Raw genomic sequence first — 18,499 nt, forward strand, 5'->3', positions numbered from 1 at the left:
TAATTCCTAAAGCTTTGTTTATCAAGGGCGGTTTATGCCGTCTGCTCAGTCAGGCTGAAAGTCCCGTTAAGCGTTTCTAAGCAGTCTGTTACCAGCTTCGGCTAACTTCTCTGCACTTTTCATGAGTTTTACCTGCACCTCAAACTGACGACTGAGATCCATGGAGGCGATCAGCTCACTGACCGCCTTGACGTTACTGGACTCCAGAAAACCGCTGTCGACTTTTACCTGTTCATTGGCCTGTAGCGGCTGGCCATCACGGCTGTAAAACAGGCCATCTAAACCTTTCTCCATGGTGTCGAGCTCCGGGTTAACCAGTTTGAGCTGTCCCACCTCCTCGGTAATGCCGCCCTCGGCCGCCAGCACGCTGATTCGGCCATCGTCACCCACGAATAGTTCGCGATACTCCGGCAATACGATAGGGCCATCTATACCGGCCACGGGACGCCCGTCTATGGTCAACTGTCCATTAGTATCGGGGACCAGAGTGCCCGAGCGGGTGTAGGCTTCGCCTTGCTCGGTCATTACGCTGAACAGACCCTGCTCACGAATAGCCAGATCCAGCGTTCTCCCCGTAGGATTCAGGGCACCACTTTGGTGGCTGAAACCACTGCTCTGGGTCTGCGCCATCACGCGAGTCTGTAAAGTGTTCCCCATGGCGGGGATGACGGTGGCATTTACCCGCTCCAGATCGGCCTTGAAGCCTGTGGTTTCGGCATTGGCTAAGTTATTGGCCCTGATGGCCTGAGCCTCCATCACCCGAGCCGCCCCCGCTGCTGCGGTATAAAGCATTTTGTCCATGAACTCTTCCTTAGATGGCGTTCAGCAGGGCTTGCTGCATGGTTGAGTTGGCATCCAGCACCTTGGCGTTCGATTGATAGTTGCGCTGTGCCGTCATCAGACTGACCATCTCTGCCGTGGTATCGACATTAGAACCCTCGAGGTAACCGCCACTGACCGAGCCTAATGTGCCGGTTGTCGGTGCGCCTACGATCGGTTGTCCTGCAGCGTTCGTCGCTGCCCAGGCATTGTTGCTTACGGGCGTAAGACCATTAGGGTTATTGAAGTCGGCCAATACGACCTGGCCCTGGATCTGCTCCTGACCGTTAGTGTAGGTGCCGTAGACCATGCCGTTATCGTCTAAGCGCACTCCGTTTAACTCACCCGAGGTGTAGCCATTTTGAGTCAGGCTTGAATTGCTGTAGTCGGAGGCGTACTGAGTGCTGTTCTTGTAGCTCAGATCCAGGCTCATGGGGGCAGCCCCGCCAGGGGTTCCTAAGTTTAATGTGACATTTTCACCACCGGTGAGTGCGCCCTTATCATCGAATTCAAGTTTGTTGGTTCCAACATCTTTGCCATCCATCATGTAGTGGACATTCCACTCGCTTGGGCTATCGTTGGTTTTGACATAATATTGGGTCAGAGCATGTTCGTTGCCCAGGGAGTCATAGACGGCGACGGTGCCAGATGAGTGGTAGCTGGAGATATCATCCGGGTCGAACGGGGTGGTGGTCTGGTCTATCGGTTCCATGCTGGCATCTAAATTTGAGACAACCCCCACATCTGTGGTGGCTTTAGCGGGGAGGGAACCGGACTGCACCTGGAGATCACTCACATTGCCGGTTTGCAGTTGCCCGCCAGCCCCAACCGGGTAACCCTGCAGACGGTTGCCGGCGGGATCGGTAATATAGCCGTCGGCATCTTGTGAAAACATGCCCGCTCTGGAGTACAGCGTGCTGCCATCTTGTCCGCTAAGCACGAAGAAGCCATCACCCTGAATTCCCATATCCAGCTCACGGCCGGTATAGACCAGGCTGCCACCCATTGAGAAGTTTTGGCTGGTGGACATGACGTTGACACCGCCGGCCTGACCGCCGTTGTAGACTGCCGAAAATTCACTGCGACCACCACGATATCCAACGGTGGAGGAGTTGGCGATATTGTTACTGATGGTATTGAGATCTTGTGTTGTGGCTTGTAATCCGCTTAATGCGATATTGAAAGACATGGTTATTATCCTTTGCTGGCTGTGTAGGTTATGAGACTTCAGAGATATCCAGAACTGATACCGTGCCCAGGCCGTAGCCAAGCTCGGCCATCATCATTCCTGAGGCGCTGACGAAGTGGATCTTCTCAATCGGCGCCTGAATGAAGGTATCTGCGGTCAGCGTTTCTTCGCCCGAGGTGGCCTGGGCTTCTATGCTGTATTTGCCCGGCGGAAGACCTAGGGCTTCTGGATCTATGGAAAATTCGATATCACCGACCTCCTGTGGACCCAGCTTCAGGGTCGATACCACTTCGCCGCTCTCATCCATGATGTCGATACTGAGCTCTTCGACTGCGTTGCCTGTATAGACTTTGCCGTGAACGGTTTCTGTATCTAAGGTCACCTCGGAAGCCGGGACCATGGCATCTTTACCGATCAACTGCGCCGATTGGACTATGCCCAGGTTCTCCATCATGACCATCTGAGTCGACTGGTTCAGGCGCATCTGCTCTAAGCTCTCAACCTGAGAGAATTGGGCTAACTGAGTGACATACTCGGTGCTGTCGATAGGGTTTGTCGGGTCCTGGTTTTGGATCTGCGCGATCATCAAGGTCATAAACTCATTCTTGATGGACGCCGCATCGTTACCCGGCGAGTTCATCACATCACTGGTGTTATCGTTGCCACTACTGTTGGTGGTACTGTTTACATTCATCCTGTCTAACTCCGACTCATATCTGAAGCTGTCGTTTCGACATCTTCAGTCTGTTATTCATTAAGTTACTTGGTGCCCAGCTGCAGGAGACCTTGTTGCATGGAGCGCGCCTGGTTCATCACTTCGACACTGGTTTCAAATGAGCGACTCGCCGCCATCATGTCTGCCATCTCCTCGACGGTGTTGACGTTGGAGTAGGCGACATAACCCTGTTCATCGGCAAAAGGATGATCAGGTTCGTAGCGCATATCTAGTGGTGCATCGGTTTCAACTATGGCGGCGACCTCTACCTGTGCGCCGGAGACCTCGCCGGCTTGCGTCTGGTTATAGATGGTGGAAAATACCGGCTTTAATGCTCTGTAAGCACTATCTTGAGTCTCTGCCGCCGCGCCAGCATTGGCCAGGTTGCTGGCCACGGTATTGAGGCGAATGCTCTGGGCATGCATGCCGGCTCCCGCTATTTGATAGATCTCTCCAAAAGACATGGTTAGATTCTCACTCCTGAATTCAAAACAATTTACTGTATCTACGCTGCGGTCAATGGCTGCGTTACATCGGCTCTGTAACTGAGAAAACGCTCCGCCTATTGCCCTTCGATGGCTGACTTGAGTCCCGAAATCTTCATGTTGAGAAAGGTCAGGCTGGTTTGGTAATCCATCGCATTTTGTGAGTACCTTGCCTGCTCCTTGCCTAGTTCGACCGTGTTTTGGTCGGCAGAGGTCTGATACGGCACCCGGTAACCCACTTCATATTGATTGCTGGCGGGCATACCGGCGTTAATACCTGACATGAGTGCTTGAAAATTAAGATCTTTAGCTTTATAACCAGGGGTCTCGGCATTTGCCAGATTGCCTGCTAGTATCTTGGTTCGTTCGACTCTAAAATCGAGCGTTTGGGGATGAATACCCAGTGCGGCATCGAGGTTGATAGCCATTGCGACTCCTAGTCATTAGTGTTTTGATGTTGCGCTTATATTGCTATTACAAATAGCATGCCAAATAATTTAACTGAGGCTTTTTAATGGGTTACGTGTTTATTGTGAGGTGGAGAGGAATAGCCGCTTCCTGTTTTCTGATGCTTCTTTCCTGTTTACTTCCGCTTAGGGCTGGTGCGGAAGAATCGCTCGATGTAAAGCTGCAGATAGAAAACCAACTGACGCGGCTGCTGAGTCAAGAGATCGCCCAATGGCAGCGACAAGCGGGTCTGAAATCGGTAGAGCATAATATTGAGGTGAGGGTGCCCTCGGGGGCCGCCAAGCTCAAGCTTTGTCCCGAGCCATTGCTGATAGATACGGGGAGCGGACTGGTATTTGGCAATGTGCAACGTAAGGTTTTATGTGCTTCCCAAGCCTGGTCCCTGTTTGTGAGGGCTAAGGTAAAAGTGACGGCCAGGCTACCTGTAGCGAACAGAGCCATGAAGCGAGGCGAGTTTATCGGAGCACAAGATATCGAATGGCACCCGATAGTCTTAGGGGCTTCAGACAGGGACTTGCTCACCAAAACCGATGATATTATCGGTCGCCAGGTGAACCGAAAATTACGCCGACACAGGGCAATTCAGTTGCATCATCTGAACGCACCTCAATGGGTAAATATTGGTGATAGGGTGATCATAGAGGCCCGCAGTCAGGGCTTTTACGCCAATATGGCGGGGGAGGCTCTCGAGTCTGGCGGCGAGGGGGAGGCTATCCGGGTTAAAAATTTGAGTTCGGGTAAGGTGATCACCGCATTTCCGACGGCAAAGGGGCGAGTCACGACAGTATTTTAAGTGAGCGATGACTTTAGTTTGAGAGGCTTTGTGTCGCCTTTATGGATTAACAGCCATTATTGTCGGTGAATCACGATGGAAATCAATAAAGTTAACAGTGCGATTAGTGCTGAAATCAGTACTAAAAAGGAGTCGGTGACACTCCCTGAACTTACGGACAAGAAGCCTGTGTCTCAAGGCTCAACTCCAAAAGCGGTCAGCGATGATTGGCACCTGCTTGCTCGTTCTCAGCCACAGCTACAGCAACTCGAAGATCTGGATAGAACGAAAATGGCTGAAATTCGTCAGTCTCTGAGGGATGGAAGCTTTGAACTTAATATCACGGCTATCTCAGAAGCCATGCTGCAACAGCACGGTTAATTATGTCGAATAAAAGAGAGATTGTTCAATCGATTATTCGTGGTATTCGTCAGGATATCGAAGGTTATAAGCAACTTAAAAGCATGTTGAAACGTCAAAGAGACTTGATGCAACGACGCGATAATCACGGACTTAAGTATCACAATGGCCACCAAACGACGCTGTGTGAACATCTTCAGCAGCGAGCTAAGCTTCGAAGTGAAGGGCTTATCAGCTTAGGGTTTGCGGGGGATGCCAGTGGTATGGCACAACTTATCGCCAAGCTACCGGCTCAAGCATCGACTCAGATGAAGCTGTTATGGGAAAACCTGTTGATCTTGGTCAAAGAGAGTCAGCGGGTGAATGAAGCCAATGGTAAGCTGTTAGTCGGTCAACAAGAGGTGATAACTAACTTATTGAATCGAGATGTTCCGCAAAATATAGACTATGGTGCGCCGTAACTGACCCGTTAGCTAAGACTCATCAGATTGAGATCTGTTTGTCCTGGCTCTTGAGGCAAGATCATCGAGCTGTTTCTGTTCCTGCCGATTATTGAGCTCTATTTTGTCCTGTTTTCGTTTTTGGTAGAGCCATTTTATCCCCTGTTGACGGCCAAGTTGCTGGCGCCATAATCCATCGACTCGCCGATGTTCCTGCTGCAGTAATATCTCTTGCCTCGTTAACCGGGCTTGCATCGGTCTCAAAGCTAACTGGAGATTGGTGCTGTTTTGCAGTAGCAGAGAGTTGGCTATTTTAGGTGTGTGTTGTTGATACTCATGGAGCATCCGGTTCAGGTTATGCTGCTGCTGAGTGATAGCCTCGATGCGCTGTTGCGCCTCCCCCCTCTGTCTGCCGAGTTGGCTCAGTTTCTTCTCTTCTTGCTGACACAGTCTCAGTAGCTGTTTCAATATTTGAACTCCTATTATTTACCGGTACGTTCCACTAGATCGCTTAATTGTTCAAGGCTCTGCTGTCGGTCGAACTTTTCTTCGGTATTTTGCTGAAGAAATTGTGCCATCATGGGGTAGCTTCTTACGGCCAGGTCCATCTGTGGATCGTGTCCGGCCTGATAGCCTCCTAATGGGAGTAACTCTCTCACTTCGTTATATCGACTGTTCAGGTGCCTGAAATGGTGGCCTTGAGATAGCTGAGTTTGATCGGCGACCTGAGTGGCCAATCTGCTGACCGATGCCGAGATATCTATGGCCGGAAAGTGTCCCTGTTCGGCGAGTTTACGACTCAATACCAGGTGACCATCCAAGATAGCCCTTGCCGCATCGGCAATGGGATCTTGTTGATCATCGCCTTCGGTCAATACGGTATAAAAGGCGGTAAGAGTTCCGACCGGATCTTGTCCGTTCCCCGCGAGTTCGACTAAACTCGGCAGCTGTGCAAATGCCGAAGGCGGATAGCCTTTGGTCGCCGGTGGCTCACCGAGACTCAGGGCGATCTCTCGCTGCGCCTGAGCGTAGCGGGTGAGTGAGTCAACAAGCAGTAGTACCTGCTTTCCCTGATCTCTGAATGCGGCGGCGACGTGGTGACACAGACGCATTGCGCGCATTCGCATCAGAGGCGTGGTATCGGCAGGGGCTGCAATGACGACGGCACGTTCTCTTCCCTCCTCACCTAATGATTCTTCGATAAACTCTCTGACTTCCCGACCGCGTTCACCTATCAAGCCCACAACCACAACGTCTGCCTCGGTAAAGCGGGTCATCATGCCGAGCAATACACTCTTGCCTACTCCTGAGCCCGCAAACAGCCCGAGTCGCTGGCCTCGACCTATAGGGAGTAGGGCGTTAATGGCGCGGATCCCCACATCCAGAGGCTCTCTGATTGGCTTGCGAAGTAAGGGGTTGGTGGTGTTATTGCTCAGGGGAACGCTCTGTAAATTCTTAAGTGGCCCAAGCGCATCCAGCGGCTGGCCCAGGCCATCGAGTACGCGCCCTAAAAGCGAAGTGCCTACGGGGATCTTTACCTGTTCGGCGAGTGGCATAACTCTGGAGCCCGGCATCAGGCCAGAAGTGTGCTCAATTGGCATCAGGCAGAGTGTCTCCCTGTTAAAACCAACAACTTCGGCTTCGATGAGGCGACCGTCGCGGCATTCAATATGACAGCGATCTCCCATGCCAAGCTGACATCCCACGGCCTCGAGTAGCAGACCGTTGACGCGGGTTAACCTGCCATAGACCTGAGCCACCGGGACCCGTGGCCAGTCTGGTGCCTCGGTAATCGTATTTTCGCTTGGCTGTAGGTTATGCAACATCGATAGGGAGCTCAGCTTCGCTGTTTGTGTTGCTTGTTTCCGGCTCTTTGAGCTTAGCCGAGACCTGATCCATACAAACATTCAGCCGGGTTTCAACCGAGGCGTCAGCATCAGATTTGTCGCTCACTATCCGGCAGCCGCCGGCAGATATGCTCGGATCGGCGACTAAGGTCCAGTCTTGTATCTTATCTGATGCCAGCTCTTTGAGCTTATTAACGGCATTGGGTTCCAGGTGAATTTTTATCTCGGAGCGCGTATCCGGAAGGGCCGTTAATGTCTCCTCGACCAGAGATAAGATCTGTTGTGGCTGCAGGGTGAGTTCACAGCGGATCACTTGTTGGGCGACGCGTCTAATCAGGTCGAGTAACATGGTCTGTTGTTGTGAGACCTGATGAGTGTGGCCCTCCTCCAGAATTGATTTAAGTGCACCCAGGGGAGCGATAAGCTGATTGAGTTGCTCATCGATAGCTTCCTTACCCTTTAGGTTTCCCTCTATTCGCCCCTGATTGAATCCGCTTGCATGGCCTGAGCGACGTCCCTCTTCTGAGCCCGACTCGAAGCCCTCCAAATGCCCCTTGGCGACTCCCTCTTCATAACCTTTATCGAACGCTTCCTGATAGTCTTGCCAGCCGGTACCGGCCTCGCCTTCCATCGGGGGCTGCTGAACTAAGGGGGCAAATCGATGACGGCGTGCCAGCTCTTTCTTCAGGCGCCACTTAGGATCCATTTTATCTACCGGGAATGTCATTATTCGACCACCTGCTCTTCAAATAGTTGTAGCTCAATCTCACCGTCATCCATCATCTGCTTGGCTAACTCCATGATCTCCTTTCTGGCACTGGTCGCCTGACTTAGGGGAACGGCGCCGATGGCTTCAACTTGCGTCTCAATTGCCGATGACATACGTTTTGGCAGGGCAAGGAGTAGGGTGGATTTGAGTTCTGAATCGATCCCCTTCAGTGCTAATGCCAACATCTCTGGAGGGACGATTGCCATGATCTCCTGCAGAGTTTCAGGCTTCTGTCTTCCAAGAATAATAAAATCAAACATGTTGTCGGCGACATCACTGGCCAATTTTGTATCATGGAGTTTTATCATATCCATCAGTTGCTCTCTGTCGCCCTCAAAGCGGTTGAGAATATCTGCAACCTGACGAATGCCGGCGACTTGAGTATGGCTCTTCTCCATGGCGATTAACATGCAGCGCTCGACCAGTTGCCTTAGCTCATCGACGACATCTCTGTCGAGTTCACCGAGTTGAGCGATACGGACCAACACCTCATCCTGACCTTCTGCTGGAAGGCTAAGGAGCACTTGAGCTGCACTCTCCGGTGGGAGCAGGCCAAGCAGTACGGCTTGGAGCTGACTGTGCTCATTGGTGATCTCTCTGGCTAACAGCTGCGGGTCTACCCACTCTAAACGTTTGACTAAGGTTTTAATTTCGTCACCGTAAATACTGTCTATGAGGCTTTTTGCGACACGATCGCCCAGCGCAAGATCTAAAGTCTTCTGCAGGTATGAGCGAGATGCTCTGGCGATACCGGATTGCTCCTGGTAGCGCATAAAGAAACGTCCGAGTACCGCTTCTGCTTCCTGTTGGGTAATGCTCGATAAGCGGGCCATCTTGTGGCTCAGGTGTTGAACATCATTTCTGTCCAGGTGTGCCATCACCTGAGCGGCTCCCTTCTCTCCCATGCTAAGCAACAACATGGCTGCTTGCTCCAGGTTATCCATCTTTATTCCAAGTTCACTCTTATTCACAACGTTCACTACCTGTTTTCTAAACCTAATCTTGTGGGATTTTTTTGAAACGATGAGATCATCTCTCGTTTTCGTTATCGCCTATCCAGTGAGCGATAACCTCAGCCACACGAGCGGGCTCTTGGTTAGCGAGTAGGCTCAGGTGCTCCATCTTCACCGTGAGTGGTGATCCTGGTGCCGGCAGTCCCTGATTACTGAGCCAGTCGGTATCAGACTTATCCTGTTCGAGCCCCATCAATTGATCTGCCAGAGCCTGACCATCGCCGGATTGAACGCCGCTGATACTACTTGAGCTTGGAGCCTCCAGTGCCGGCTCTACCTGAGGCAGCTCCTCTTTGAGGCTATGCTCTGCCGTGCGGGTCAAGTGAGACACGAGTGGCCGCAATACAAAGAAAATGAGCCCGAAACCAAGAATTCCACCAATGAAATACCTGAGGTAAGCTTGATAACCTTCTGTTTGCCACCAGGGCATAGGTTCAAACTGGGCTATCTGTACCGGGGCAAAATCGAAGCTGTTTATGCTGAATTGATCGCCACGCTGCATTGAGTAGCCAATCGAATCTTTTACCATAGTGCCCAGCTGGGATACCTGAGCTTCGTTCCATCCATTTTCACCGGCGGCTTGGTTATTGAGGAGTACCGAAACGGATAGGTTTTCCAGTTGCATCTGCTGAAAGCGGGTATGCCTGACGGAACGCCCAACCTCATACTGACGGCTCTCCTGTTGGTTCAGGTTACGGCGGGTGTTTTCTTCAGTTTTATTTGCCTGCGCTTTCGGAGCCTGATTTGTGAGTGCGCCAGGAATACCCATGGCGATATCACTGTTAGTATCGTTGATGCTTTGCTTTTCCTGGGTTACCACTGATTGAGGATCCAGTGATTCACGGGTCTCTTCGACCTGGTTAAAGTTAACTTGAGCGGCAATTTGAACCTGAAAGTTTTCCTTACCCAGCACTGGAGCCAGCATACTTGATGCTCGGTTGATCAGGCTCTGCTCTAACTCCTGGGTGTACTTGAGCTGGCGATCTCTGGCCTGAGTAATATCTTGGTTGATCGCTATCCCCGAGCTAAGGTGATTCCCCTCCTGATCGACAATCTGCACCCGCTCCGGGGTCATGCCGGTGACGCTTCCGGCAACTAAGTTTGCAATGGCTTCGATTTGACCCGGTTGAATTTTTGAGCCTGCGTAAAGGTCCAGCATCACAGAGGCCGATGGAAGTTCAGGTTGCTGACGAATAAACAAGGTTCGTTTAGGAATGGCAAGGTGAACTCTGGCGGTGCGAACGGCTTTTAATGCCATGATAGTGCGAGACAGCTCGCCTTCCAGGCTATGGCGATATTTTGCCTGTTCCATAAACTGGCTGGTACCAATGCCTGAGTTATCCAGCGATTCCATACCTGAAGGGACTTTAGCTTTTACGCCACGAGCAGCGAGTAACATTCTCGCTTTACCTAGCTTATCCTCCTGGACCAGCACCAAGCCTGAATTGGCCTCCAGTCGGTAATTAATGCCTTCGGCTTCGAGGACTTCGATTATCTGTGAGGTTTCAACTTTCTCTTGTTGACCATAGAGGGGACGATAGCCCTGGCTTGCCGTCCAGAGTAAAAGCACGATAACACAAGCAACGACACTCGCCAGAATTGCCAGCACTAATACCTGACGATCACCACGGTTAAATTGTTGCCATTTCGTCTTCAAAGAGCTGACTATTTCACTCTTATCTCTGACATCGGTCATATTTGGGCTAGGTTGAGCGAGTGTTGTAGACATTTCTTATTTAATCCTTCAGAAAGAGGGCCTTTGTTGTGGCCCACCTTGTCAAAACCAACGATGTTAAAATTTATTGAGCAGCGCCTGTTATCGGCGCTACAGTGGCATTTTCATCACTTCATCAAAGGCCTGAACTAAGCGATTACGGATCTGGATCATGGTTGAAAAGGAGAGGCTGGCTTTTTGCGATGCCACCATGGCTCCTACAAGATCGTCACTTTCGCCACTGTCCACGGCTCTCATCAAAGCCGATGAGGTATTCTGATCTAAATTCACTGCCGCAACTTTACTCTCCATAAGTTCAGTAAATGAAGCTGGCTGTAAGCCATGATCTTTAGGATTAGGAGTTATTTTTATCGCCCCTTTAGCCATCTCAGAGTGGATACTCAAGGTGTCCATCATGGACTGAGGGTTGACTAAGGTTGAATTTGACATCTGCTTTTCCTATCGGTGATATGTTTGTTTTAGCAATGGTAATTAAGCGGCATGACCCAAGGCTTGTTCGATATCTATTCCCTCTTCACGCATCTGAACCAGCTTGTATCTCAAGGCTCTGGTTGTCATACCCAGAGATTGAGCGCTTTGACTTCGGTGGCCGTTGAAACGTTTGAGGGTATCTAAGATATACTGGAATTCGGCTTGTCTTTTAGAGGCCTTGAGCCCTTGTTCTGAACTTTCGACTCTCACTTTGGCGTGATGCTCTTTCGATTCAATTCCCAGCTCGGCAGCTTGTAACGCCTGGCCTCTGCGCATGACTAAGGCTCGTTGAATGGTATTTTCCAGCTCTCTGACATTGCCAGGCCAATCGTGAGACAGCAGGCGTTGTTGCGCAGCTTCACTGAAATAACAAGCCTGGTTATCGCTGAGTTGTTTATACCTTTGCAGAAAGTGCTCCGCCAACGGCAGAATATCTTCACGTCGTTCACGCAGGGGAGATATTTTCAGTGGTAATACGTCTAAACGATAAAATAGGTCTTCTCTAAATTCGCCGGACTTAACGGCCTTACGGAGATCCTTATTCGTTGAGGCGATGACGCGAATATTCAAAGGGATGGATCTGTGGCCTCCCAGACGCTCGACCTCTCTCTCCTGCAGCACCCGCAATAGCTTAGATTGCAAAATAAAAGGCATTTCACCGATCTCATCTAAGAGTAAGGTTCCTCCATTGGCAAGTTCAAACTTACCGGGCTGATCACTGGATGCACCAGTGAATGCGCCTTTGACATGGCCAAACAGAATTGACTCAAGAATGCTCTCGGGGATCGCTGCACAGTTGACGGCAATAAAGGGCTGATTAGCGCGGTTCGAGTTTTGATGGATATAACGTGCTATCGGCTCCTTACCTGTACCGCTCTCACCGGTTAACAGTACACTGGCTTCGGTTGTTGCAGCCCTATGGGCTAACATCAATAGCTGACGGCTCACCGTCGAGGAGACGACTAAGTCGGTATCCGGTTGCTCTAACCGTCTTAACCTTTGCAGTAGTGAGATGACCTGATCACCATCGAGAGGGAGCAGTAGGTAGTCTTGCACGCCTAGCTGCATAGCCCTTGTTGCCAGCTCAGTTTGTTCCGGATCCAGCAGTGCGATCTGATTTTTACCCGGGTAGAGGGAAAGTTTTTTTACCAACTCATCACAGGTACAGCTGGATAGATCGATCATGCTGATCCAAGGCGTGTCGGAGCCCGGTTGCCAAAGCTCAAAGCCTTGCAAAGAGAGTTGCTCAACACACTGCTCTGCGAGTGCTGCATCGACTAATCTGAAATTAGAGAGAGGCATTGTTAACTCCGGTTGGGTTACTGTTCGCAGTCTTAGTGTGGGACTTAATTAAACGAATCGTGACCCTGCGATTTATCTCTCTTCCTTCAGGGCTGTTATTACTGACTATTGGAGAGCGGGCACCATGATGGCGAACCTGAATTTTTTGTTTCTGAATGCCCAACTCAAATAGACGGGATGCCACCTCGTCGGCTCTCTCTTTGCTTAATACCAAATTGGCTAAGTGCTCACCGGAAGCATCGGCGTGTGCATCGACCAAAATTTCCTTCACTGTCGCATCGGCTTGAACATATTGTGCAATAGCCTCTAAATCGACTTCGTGTGCAGCGGTGAGCTTACTGGTGCCCGATTCAAATTGGATATCGACACGGCGAACATATGAGAAAGGTTTTGGCAGTAATTCTTGACGACAAAGTTTGAACTTATTCGCAATAGCCTGAGTATTAATGGGGCTGGTTTCTACCTTATATGAGATACCGTCACGGGCCAGAATTAAGACCTGCCAGGCAAGCCCTTGCTCTAAGGCTTCTAAAAATTTGCTTGTTGTGTCATCGCTGATGGCAGTTCGACCATGCCATTTCAGGTGGGTAGCTCCGGAACTTAAGCTATCGGTTTGACTCCATGACGGAGAAACCACCTTTGCCTGGCTCGTCGTTTGTTCAAAGGAGAGCCAATCTGCATCGAGCTGCAGGCTCAGAGATGTACCTGGTCTCGCGATCAATTTAAATTCGCCAAAGCCATTTACCTTATGTTCAATCTGGCAAATAAAGCGATTTCCGGTGAAGTCCCATTTGGCCTGCTCTAAAGGAGTTTGATAGCGGGTACTACTTGCTGTTGCAATATTCGATATAAGCAGAAAAAAAGACAGTGAGTAGAGTTTTATATGAGCAGAGATTTTCAATGCTTCATGTTCCTTTTATTGTGCGAGTATAAATAAACTTGTTATTTGATATTTAATATTTGTTATGTGTTTTGAGAGTGTTTATTTATATTTTAGTGTTTTTGTTTGAGCTAATATTGATGCGCTATAATTAAACACTAATAATTGATTATGTAAATTGTTTTTTTTCGAATTAATGTTTTTTGTGAGAATTGACTAGTTGAAAGTATGGTTTCCTACTGGTATCTTTTAATTGAAAATAATCACTTCAACAGAAAAGAATCATTTATTCACTCTTCTTCATACAGGGCGATTCGTTGCTGCGGGTATTTTTCAATCAGTAACCTGTTGTTTTTATAGCTTGATACTTGGTTGTTATTCTGAAAATGATGCTTTTTGCATTATTTTTACACTAAATTAAATATTTTTAAAAAATAATTAAAGTTTTTTGGTTTTCGGTCGCTTTACATATTCTTTGTTTGTTGATTTGTATTTCTTTGTCGTTTTTGTTTATTAGATTTTTATTGTCTTCATTGTTTGTTGGTTTGCGTTTGCTTTATTAGGTTGTTATTTAGTTTTGTTGTTTTTTATATTTTGCTCGTCATAAAATTGTCGCGCGTCATTTTAATGTCTGTTTTTGTTTTTAGGCATTTATTTGACTTTGGTGTTTATAGGTTTGGAATTAAAATGAAAACAACGGCGAAAGCATGTTTACTTAAAGCTTCTCGGTGTGAGCGGGTTAGACCTGTTGCATTAATTCAGGAGAAGTTAGCCCGTAGTCGGTTATTGATTCAAGTTGATGCTTGTCAGCGCTCCTTTCTTGAGGCGGCTAATGGGGTGCTCAACCCCATTATCAGACAGGGTCATCATGCGTTATCGAGTATTTCATTGACCGACAGTGATCAGTCCGTGGTACCCGATATCAATAATGGCTGGTTTCTACTTCGTTATCAGCGGCTGCCTTTGGCGTGGTGGCGAATCGATAAATGTACTCTGGACCAATTGGCTAGTGGCTATTATGGAAGTCTGGCGACTCTCTTGAAGTCTCCTTTGCGAGCCCCCAGCCAATCGGAGTTTAGATTGGCAAAAAAATTGATGCTTGCCGCGCTCAAGGTTCTGCCTACAGCAGAGCTTGATGAAAATGCATTAGAGCTGGAGTTGGTGGTCAATAGTACGCCTATCGATTCACCTGTGATTTGGGAGATAGCTTTTCCGGTAGAGCATAAGGTGGCTCCTATGTTGTTTTGTATGACTGAACACCTACTGGGATTAATGTCTGAGCAGCCTAGCCAATACATGGCAACACCTGATTTAGCCGAAAAGCTCTCATATCGCCTGAGGCAGATCCCCATAAAGATATTGTTTGAACTTGGTCGTCAAAGCACGCCGGTGACTTCACTTCATGGCCTTGAAGTTGGTGACATATTACCCATGAATTTACATTCTCGCTGCCCGGTAACAGTGGGAAAGCGACCTCTTTTTTACGCTGCAATTCATACCCATGATGGCCAGATGGTTGCCAAATTAGCCCAGGATATTTATCAGCAAGGATAGTACTCAGACTTCTTGTTAAATGAATGACTTATATAGATTTTGAATAACTTTAAGATGCTTGCCAGCGATAGGACTGCACGATGACAGAACATACTATGTTACAAGACGATGATTTTTTATTGGATGATAATCTTTTTGGTGAAGAGGAGGCTGTTCAAGAGATGAGTAGCCCAAAACCCGTTAAAGATATCTCATTCTTTCATCAGTTGCCGGTACAGGTGACGTTAGAATTGGCGAGTGCCGAGATGTCTCTGGGAGAGCTGACTCGAATGGGAGAGGGTGATGTAGTTGCTCTCGATCGCATGGTAGGAGAGCCATTAGATATACGTGTTAATGGTGCTTTGCTCGGCAGAGGGGAAGTGGTTGAAGTTAATGGCCGATATGGAGTGCGTTTATTGGAAGTTGAAGCCATCAGTCTAACCGGGGCGAATGACTGATTATGCTTCGAGCACTGTTGCTTCTCTTTTGCTTACTGGCACCGAGTGCATTTGCAAATGATGGTTTTACGCTATTTACCTTAGATGATGGCCAGCAAAGTCAATCGGTCAACATCAAGCTAGAGATCCTGGCCCTGATGACAGTGCTGAGTTTTCTACCCGCACTGTTAATGATGCTGACCAGTTTTACCCGCATCATTGTGGTGCTGGCTATTTTGCGGCAGGCACTGGGTCTGCAACAGAGTCCGCCTAACAAGGTGTTACTCGGCATCGCTTTAGTGCTCACCCTATTCGTGATGAGACCTGTGGGTCAGGTTATGTATGATGAGGCTTATCTGCCCTATGATCAGGGGCTGATAGAGTTACCCGAGGCGGTCAATATTGGTGTCGTACCTTTGCGTAAGTTTATGTTGGCGCAGACTCGGGAAACCGATCTTGAGCAGATGCTAAAAATCGCAGATGAACCCGTGACACTCACGGCCGATGAGATCCCCTTCTTTGTGCTTATGCCGGCTTTCGTGTTGAGTGAGCTTAAAACCGCCTTCCAGATTGGTTTCCTCCTGTTCCTTCCTTTTCTTGTTATCGACTTGGTGGTAGCCAGTGTGCTGATGTCGATGGGGATGATGATGCTTTCGCCTCTGATTATCTCATTGCCTTTTAAGTTGATGGTGTTCGTCCTGGTGGATGGCTGGTCTATGACGGTCAGTACGTTAGTTGCCAGTTTTGGATAGCTGGTTTTGGATAAAAATAGCCGATAGTTATCGGCTGTCGTTTAAAGATGGCTTTTGGTGAGTTGAATGCAACTAATTAATATAAAAGGGCGGCTGATCTCTTGGGTCGATATACTCTATTTTTCAGCATGCTTGCTGGTCAGCGTCATAGTGTTATTCGACGGCTGGGAGCTTGTGCTCAGTCTGTTGGCTCCGGGATTAAGGTAACGCAATGGAAGTTAACGAGCTGACCTCTATCTTTTCCGATGCCATCTATTTGGTGGTTGCCATGGTTGGCGTTTTGGTTGTTCCTAGCCTGTTGGTGGGATTGATTATTGCGGTGTTTCAGGCGGCGACACAAGTTAACGAGCAAACGCTCAGTTTCTTACCCAGACTGGTGCTGACTCTCTTAATGGTGTTGTTCTCCGGACAGTGGCTATTGCAACAGATCTCAGATCTGTTTGATCGCCTGTTTATGAACATCCCCCACATCATAGGTTAACTATGCTGTCTCTGACCTCGGCTCAACTCAGCTCATTTATCGGTATTTTCTGGTGGCCATTTTTTCGTATTATGGGCGCGTTTATGGTGATGCCATTTTTGAGCAGCAGTTATATTCCCGTTACGGTAAGGGTATTGCTGGCACTCACGATTTCAACCTTGCTCGCTCCCATGTTACCGCCTCTACCCAGCGTCGATGCCATCTCTATCGGGGCACTGTTTCTGGCGATCGAGCAGTTGCTGGTCGGGTTTATGTTGGGGCTATTTCTGACCATAATGATCCATGTGATGACGCTGCTAGGTGCCATGATGTCCATGCAGATGGGACTGGCTATGGCTGTGATGAATGACCCGGCTAACGGCAGCTCCAATCCTATTTTGGGGCAGTGGTTTCTGCTGTATGGCACGTTACTCTTTCTTGCTCTGGATGGGCACCTGGTCGCGATAGGTGTACTCGTCGATAGTTTTCGTCTCTGGCCCATTGGTTCCGGGGTATTAGATCTTCCTCTCATGGGACTCGTTAGCCGCTTTGCCTGGATCTTTGCATCGGCTCTGATGTTAGCCTTGCCCTCTATCTTAGCCATGTTGATGGTGAATATTACCTTTGGTGTTCTGAGTCGCGCCGCCCCATCTTTGAATGTATTTGCATTAGGCTTTCCCATGTCGATGCTGATGGGATTGCTGTGCGTAATGCTCTCTTTTAGTGGTTTGCCTACCCGTTACAGCGATATCTGTCTCGATGCGCTCGAAGCTATGTATCAATTTATCGGTGGTTAAGGAGTGGTGATGCGAGATGAGTAAAGATACCGGTCAGAGTAAAACGGAAAAGGCGACCCCGCAGAAACTCAAGAAGGCACAGGATCAGGGGCAGGTTCCCAGATCCAAAGATCTCGCGGCTACAGCCTTAATCATAGGTTGCTCCCTGATGCTGACGGCGAGTGCAGACTGGTTTGCCACACGGGTTGCACGGGTGGCTCAGTACAATATGTCACTCACCAAGGCTGAATTGGATGAGCCTGGGATGATGATGAGCCACTTAGGCACCTCCTTGGTGGAGATCCTCAACATTTTGGGCCCCATTATTGTTTTGATCGCAGTACTGGCCATGGTGGCGGGATCTATGCCTGGTGGACCGGTTTTTAATTTTAAAAATGCCGCATTCAAATACAGTCGCATCGACCCCATAGCTGGCATAGGGCGGATGTTCTCGATGAAGTCTCTGGTTGAGCTGGTGAAGTCGATACTTAAAATTGTCTTGCTGATCGGCATCATGTTTACCTTCCTCGAACATAACCTGCAAAGCCTGTTGGGCTATAGCCAACTTCCAATCGATGAAGCCGTACGTAAGGGGATCGACATCTTGTCTTTGGGAATGCTCTATTTGGGGATAGGCATGCTGGTGATCACCTTTATCGACGTTCCATATCAGTATTGGCACCACCATAACGAGTTGAAGATGTCCCGCCAGGATGTGAAAGATGAGCACAAGCAGCAGGAAGGAAAGCCAGAGATTAAGGCGAAAATTCGTCAGTTACAACAGCGCATCGGCCGTTCCAGGGCCGATGTTGCGATCCCACAAGCCGATGTCTTGCTGGTTAACCCCAACCATTATGCTGTCGCGCTTAAATATGATGTCGAAAAAGCCGATGCACCTTACGTGCTCACTAAGGGAACAGATGAACTGGCGTTATATATGCGCCAGATTGCCAAACATCATGATGTTGAAGTGATCGAACTGCCGCCATTGGCGCGTGCTATCTACTACTCGACCCAAGTCGAGCAGCAGATCCCGGCCGCCCTGTTTATTGCCATCGCTCATGTGCTCAGCTATGTGTTGCAGATTAAGGCTGCGCGGCAGGGTAAGCAGCAAAGACCAGACCCGCTACCTAATTTCTTTATTCCGCCCCATCTACGTCGTGACTAAGGAAACGAATAGATAAATGAATAGGGAGCTGAGATTCGTTAACTAACGATGACCGAAGGCTAGACAAACAGAGAAAACCAGGGCCTCTATCCAAGTTCTTTATTCCAC

Annotated in this window: 23 protein-coding genes; 10 read left to right on the top strand and 13 right to left on the bottom strand. The window is 49.0% G+C overall.

Annotation, left to right across the window (positions count from 1 at the left end):
- Nucleotides 1-66: 66 nt before the first annotated feature.
- The 5 genes from SSED_RS00345 to flgB all read right to left on the bottom strand — a co-directional run bounded on the left by SSED_RS00345 (nucleotide 67) and on the right by flgB (nucleotide 3,636).
- Nucleotides 67-801, bottom strand: a complete 735-nt coding sequence (locus tag SSED_RS00345; protein ID WP_012004204.1) for a flagellar basal body rod protein FlgF — start codon at nucleotides 799-801, stop codon at nucleotides 67-69.
- Nucleotides 802-811: 10 nt separating this feature from the next.
- On the bottom strand, nucleotides 812-2,008 hold the full coding sequence (gene flgE, locus SSED_RS00350) for a flagellar hook protein FlgE (RefSeq protein ID WP_012004205.1): 1,197 nt from the start codon (nucleotides 2,006-2,008) through the stop codon (nucleotides 812-814).
- Nucleotides 2,009-2,036: 28 nt separating this feature from the next.
- Complete coding sequence (locus SSED_RS00355) at nucleotides 2,037-2,702, bottom strand: flagellar hook capping FlgD N-terminal domain-containing protein (protein ID WP_012004206.1); 666 nt, start codon at nucleotides 2,700-2,702, stop codon at nucleotides 2,037-2,039.
- A 65-nt stretch (nucleotides 2,703-2,767) separates the two neighbouring features.
- Nucleotides 2,768-3,187 carry a flagellar basal body rod protein FlgC gene (gene flgC, locus SSED_RS00360; RefSeq protein WP_012004207.1) on the bottom strand — a complete coding sequence of 140 codons (420 nt, stop codon included), beginning with the start codon at nucleotides 3,185-3,187 and terminating at the stop codon, nucleotides 2,768-2,770.
- A gap of 98 nt (nucleotides 3,188-3,285) precedes the next feature.
- Nucleotides 3,286-3,636 carry a flagellar basal body rod protein FlgB gene (gene flgB / locus SSED_RS00365; protein WP_012004208.1) on the bottom strand — a complete coding sequence of 117 codons (351 nt, stop codon included), beginning with the start codon at nucleotides 3,634-3,636 and terminating at the stop codon, nucleotides 3,286-3,288.
- Between the two features lie 86 nt (nucleotides 3,637-3,722).
- Between flgB and flgA the strand changes: the two genes are divergently transcribed.
- From flgA to SSED_RS00380, 3 genes are all read left to right on the top strand, one after another.
- Nucleotides 3,723-4,469 (top strand): flagellar basal body P-ring formation chaperone FlgA, encoded by a 747-nt coding sequence (flgA, locus tag SSED_RS00370; RefSeq protein WP_012004209.1) that lies wholly within the window; start codon nucleotides 3,723-3,725, stop codon nucleotides 4,467-4,469.
- A 75-nt stretch (nucleotides 4,470-4,544) separates the two neighbouring features.
- Nucleotides 4,545-4,829, top strand: a complete 285-nt coding sequence (gene flgM / locus SSED_RS00375; RefSeq protein WP_012004210.1) for a flagellar biosynthesis anti-sigma factor FlgM — start codon at nucleotides 4,545-4,547, stop codon at nucleotides 4,827-4,829.
- 2 nt (nucleotides 4,830-4,831) lie between these two features.
- Nucleotides 4,832-5,269, top strand: a complete 438-nt coding sequence (locus SSED_RS00380) for a flagellar protein FlgN (RefSeq protein WP_012004211.1) — start codon at nucleotides 4,832-4,834, stop codon at nucleotides 5,267-5,269.
- A gap of 12 nt (nucleotides 5,270-5,281) precedes the next feature.
- On the opposite strand, the gene SSED_RS00385 is transcribed toward SSED_RS00380, so the two are convergent.
- From SSED_RS00385 to SSED_RS00420, 8 genes are all read right to left on the bottom strand, one after another.
- Nucleotides 5,282-5,716, bottom strand: coding sequence for a flagellar FliJ family protein (locus tag SSED_RS00385; RefSeq protein ID WP_012004212.1), 435 nt, complete (start codon nucleotides 5,714-5,716; stop codon nucleotides 5,282-5,284).
- A 14-nt stretch (nucleotides 5,717-5,730) separates the two neighbouring features.
- Nucleotides 5,731-7,074, bottom strand: coding sequence for a flagellar protein export ATPase FliI (gene fliI / locus SSED_RS00390; RefSeq protein ID WP_012004213.1), 1,344 nt, complete (start codon nucleotides 7,072-7,074; stop codon nucleotides 5,731-5,733).
- Nucleotides 7,064-7,822 (bottom strand): flagellar assembly protein FliH, encoded by a 759-nt coding sequence (gene fliH, locus SSED_RS00395; RefSeq protein WP_012004214.1) that lies wholly within the window; start codon nucleotides 7,820-7,822, stop codon nucleotides 7,064-7,066. The genes fliI and fliH overlap by 11 nt, the downstream gene beginning before the upstream one ends.
- Nucleotides 7,822-8,808 carry a flagellar motor switch protein FliG gene (locus SSED_RS00400; protein ID WP_041421468.1) on the bottom strand — a complete coding sequence of 329 codons (987 nt, stop codon included), beginning with the start codon at nucleotides 8,806-8,808 and terminating at the stop codon, nucleotides 7,822-7,824. Before SSED_RS00400 ends, fliH begins: the two co-directional genes overlap by 1 nt.
- A gap of 85 nt (nucleotides 8,809-8,893) precedes the next feature.
- A complete protein-coding gene (fliF, locus tag SSED_RS00405; RefSeq protein ID WP_012004216.1) occupies nucleotides 8,894-10,606 on the bottom strand; it encodes a flagellar basal-body MS-ring/collar protein FliF in 1,713 nt (570 codons plus the stop codon).
- 96 nt (nucleotides 10,607-10,702) lie between these two features.
- Nucleotides 10,703-11,041, bottom strand: a complete 339-nt coding sequence (fliE, locus tag SSED_RS00410) for a flagellar hook-basal body complex protein FliE (protein WP_012004217.1) — start codon at nucleotides 11,039-11,041, stop codon at nucleotides 10,703-10,705.
- A 42-nt stretch (nucleotides 11,042-11,083) separates the two neighbouring features.
- Nucleotides 11,084-12,385: a sigma-54 dependent transcriptional regulator gene (locus SSED_RS00415; protein WP_012004218.1), complete on the bottom strand. Its 1,302-nt coding sequence runs from the start codon at nucleotides 12,383-12,385 to the stop codon at nucleotides 11,084-11,086.
- Nucleotides 12,372-13,286, bottom strand: coding sequence for a MotY family protein (locus SSED_RS00420; RefSeq protein WP_012004219.1), 915 nt, complete (start codon nucleotides 13,284-13,286; stop codon nucleotides 12,372-12,374). Before SSED_RS00420 ends, SSED_RS00415 begins: the two co-directional genes overlap by 14 nt.
- Nucleotides 13,287-13,952: 666 nt before the next feature.
- Here SSED_RS00420 and SSED_RS00425 point away from each other — a divergent pair.
- The 7 genes from SSED_RS00425 (at nucleotide 13,953) to flhB (ending at nucleotide 18,391) form a co-directional block, all read left to right on the top strand.
- On the top strand, nucleotides 13,953-14,819 hold the full coding sequence (locus SSED_RS00425) for a FliM/FliN family flagellar motor switch protein (RefSeq protein WP_012004220.1): 867 nt from the start codon (nucleotides 13,953-13,955) through the stop codon (nucleotides 14,817-14,819).
- Nucleotides 14,820-14,899: 80 nt separating this feature from the next.
- A complete protein-coding gene (fliN, locus tag SSED_RS00430) occupies nucleotides 14,900-15,256 on the top strand; it encodes a flagellar motor switch protein FliN (protein ID WP_012004221.1) in 357 nt (118 codons plus the stop codon).
- Between the two features lie 2 nt (nucleotides 15,257-15,258).
- Nucleotides 15,259-15,987 carry a flagellar type III secretion system pore protein FliP gene (gene fliP / locus SSED_RS00435; RefSeq protein ID WP_012004222.1) on the top strand — a complete coding sequence of 243 codons (729 nt, stop codon included), beginning with the start codon at nucleotides 15,259-15,261 and terminating at the stop codon, nucleotides 15,985-15,987.
- A gap of 66 nt (nucleotides 15,988-16,053) precedes the next feature.
- Complete coding sequence (locus tag SSED_RS24730; protein WP_190273177.1) at nucleotides 16,054-16,194, top strand: hypothetical protein; 141 nt, start codon at nucleotides 16,054-16,056, stop codon at nucleotides 16,192-16,194.
- 4 nt (nucleotides 16,195-16,198) lie between these two features.
- The gene (locus tag SSED_RS00440; RefSeq protein WP_012004223.1) at nucleotides 16,199-16,468 is read left to right on the top strand and encodes a flagellar biosynthetic protein FliQ; all 270 of its coding nucleotides are present in this window, start codon (nucleotides 16,199-16,201) and stop codon (nucleotides 16,466-16,468) included.
- 2 nt (nucleotides 16,469-16,470) lie between these two features.
- Nucleotides 16,471-17,244, top strand: coding sequence for a flagellar biosynthetic protein FliR (gene fliR / locus SSED_RS00445; protein WP_012004224.1), 774 nt, complete (start codon nucleotides 16,471-16,473; stop codon nucleotides 17,242-17,244).
- 16 nt (nucleotides 17,245-17,260) lie between these two features.
- Nucleotides 17,261-18,391, top strand: coding sequence for a flagellar biosynthesis protein FlhB (gene flhB, locus SSED_RS00450; RefSeq protein ID WP_012004225.1), 1,131 nt, complete (start codon nucleotides 17,261-17,263; stop codon nucleotides 18,389-18,391).
- The last annotated feature ends 108 nt before the right edge of the window (nucleotides 18,392-18,499 follow it).

The sequence above is a fragment of the Shewanella sediminis HAW-EB3 genome, assembly GCF_000018025.1.
Lineage (GTDB): Bacteria > Pseudomonadota > Gammaproteobacteria > Enterobacterales > Shewanellaceae > Shewanella > Shewanella sediminis.

Coding starts and splice junctions, on each gene's coding strand:
- flgC (WP_012004207.1), bottom strand. CDS start 3,187: ATGTCTTTTGGAGAGATCTATCAAATAGCGGGAGCCGGCATGCATGCC.
- SSED_RS00425 (WP_012004220.1), top strand. CDS start 13,953: ATGAAAACAACGGCGAAAGCATGTTTACTTAAAGCTTCTCGGTGTGAG.
- fliE (WP_012004217.1), bottom strand. CDS start 11,041: ATGTCAAATTCAACCTTAGTCAACCCTCAGTCCATGATGGACACCTTG.
- flgM (WP_012004210.1), top strand. CDS start 4,545: ATGGAAATCAATAAAGTTAACAGTGCGATTAGTGCTGAAATCAGTACT.
- SSED_RS00380 (WP_012004211.1), top strand. CDS start 4,832: ATGTCGAATAAAAGAGAGATTGTTCAATCGATTATTCGTGGTATTCGT.
- flhB (WP_012004225.1), top strand. CDS start 17,261: ATGAGTAAAGATACCGGTCAGAGTAAAACGGAAAAGGCGACCCCGCAG.
- SSED_RS00415 (WP_012004218.1), bottom strand. CDS start 12,385: ATGCCTCTCTCTAATTTCAGATTAGTCGATGCAGCACTCGCAGAGCAG.
- SSED_RS00355 (WP_012004206.1), bottom strand. CDS start 2,702: ATGAATGTAAACAGTACCACCAACAGTAGTGGCAACGATAACACCAGT.
- flgA (WP_012004209.1), top strand. CDS start 3,723: ATGGGTTACGTGTTTATTGTGAGGTGGAGAGGAATAGCCGCTTCCTGT.
- fliF (WP_012004216.1), bottom strand. CDS start 10,606: ATGTCTACAACACTCGCTCAACCTAGCCCAAATATGACCGATGTCAGA.
- flgB (WP_012004208.1), bottom strand. CDS start 3,636: ATGGCTATCAACCTCGATGCCGCACTGGGTATTCATCCCCAAACGCTC.
- flgE (WP_012004205.1), bottom strand. CDS start 2,008: ATGTCTTTCAATATCGCATTAAGCGGATTACAAGCCACAACACAAGAT.
- fliR (WP_012004224.1), top strand. CDS start 16,471: ATGCTGTCTCTGACCTCGGCTCAACTCAGCTCATTTATCGGTATTTTC.
- SSED_RS00345 (WP_012004204.1), bottom strand. CDS start 801: ATGGACAAAATGCTTTATACCGCAGCAGCGGGGGCGGCTCGGGTGATG.
- SSED_RS00440 (WP_012004223.1), top strand. CDS start 16,199: ATGGAAGTTAACGAGCTGACCTCTATCTTTTCCGATGCCATCTATTTG.
- fliI (WP_012004213.1), bottom strand. CDS start 7,074: ATGTTGCATAACCTACAGCCAAGCGAAAATACGATTACCGAGGCACCA.
- fliP (WP_012004222.1), top strand. CDS start 15,259: ATGCTTCGAGCACTGTTGCTTCTCTTTTGCTTACTGGCACCGAGTGCA.
- SSED_RS24730 (WP_190273177.1), top strand. CDS start 16,054: ATGCAACTAATTAATATAAAAGGGCGGCTGATCTCTTGGGTCGATATA.
- SSED_RS00400 (WP_041421468.1), bottom strand. CDS start 8,808: ATGGATAACCTGGAGCAAGCAGCCATGTTGTTGCTTAGCATGGGAGAG.
- fliN (WP_012004221.1), top strand. CDS start 14,900: ATGACAGAACATACTATGTTACAAGACGATGATTTTTTATTGGATGAT.
- fliH (WP_012004214.1), bottom strand. CDS start 7,822: ATGACATTCCCGGTAGATAAAATGGATCCTAAGTGGCGCCTGAAGAAA.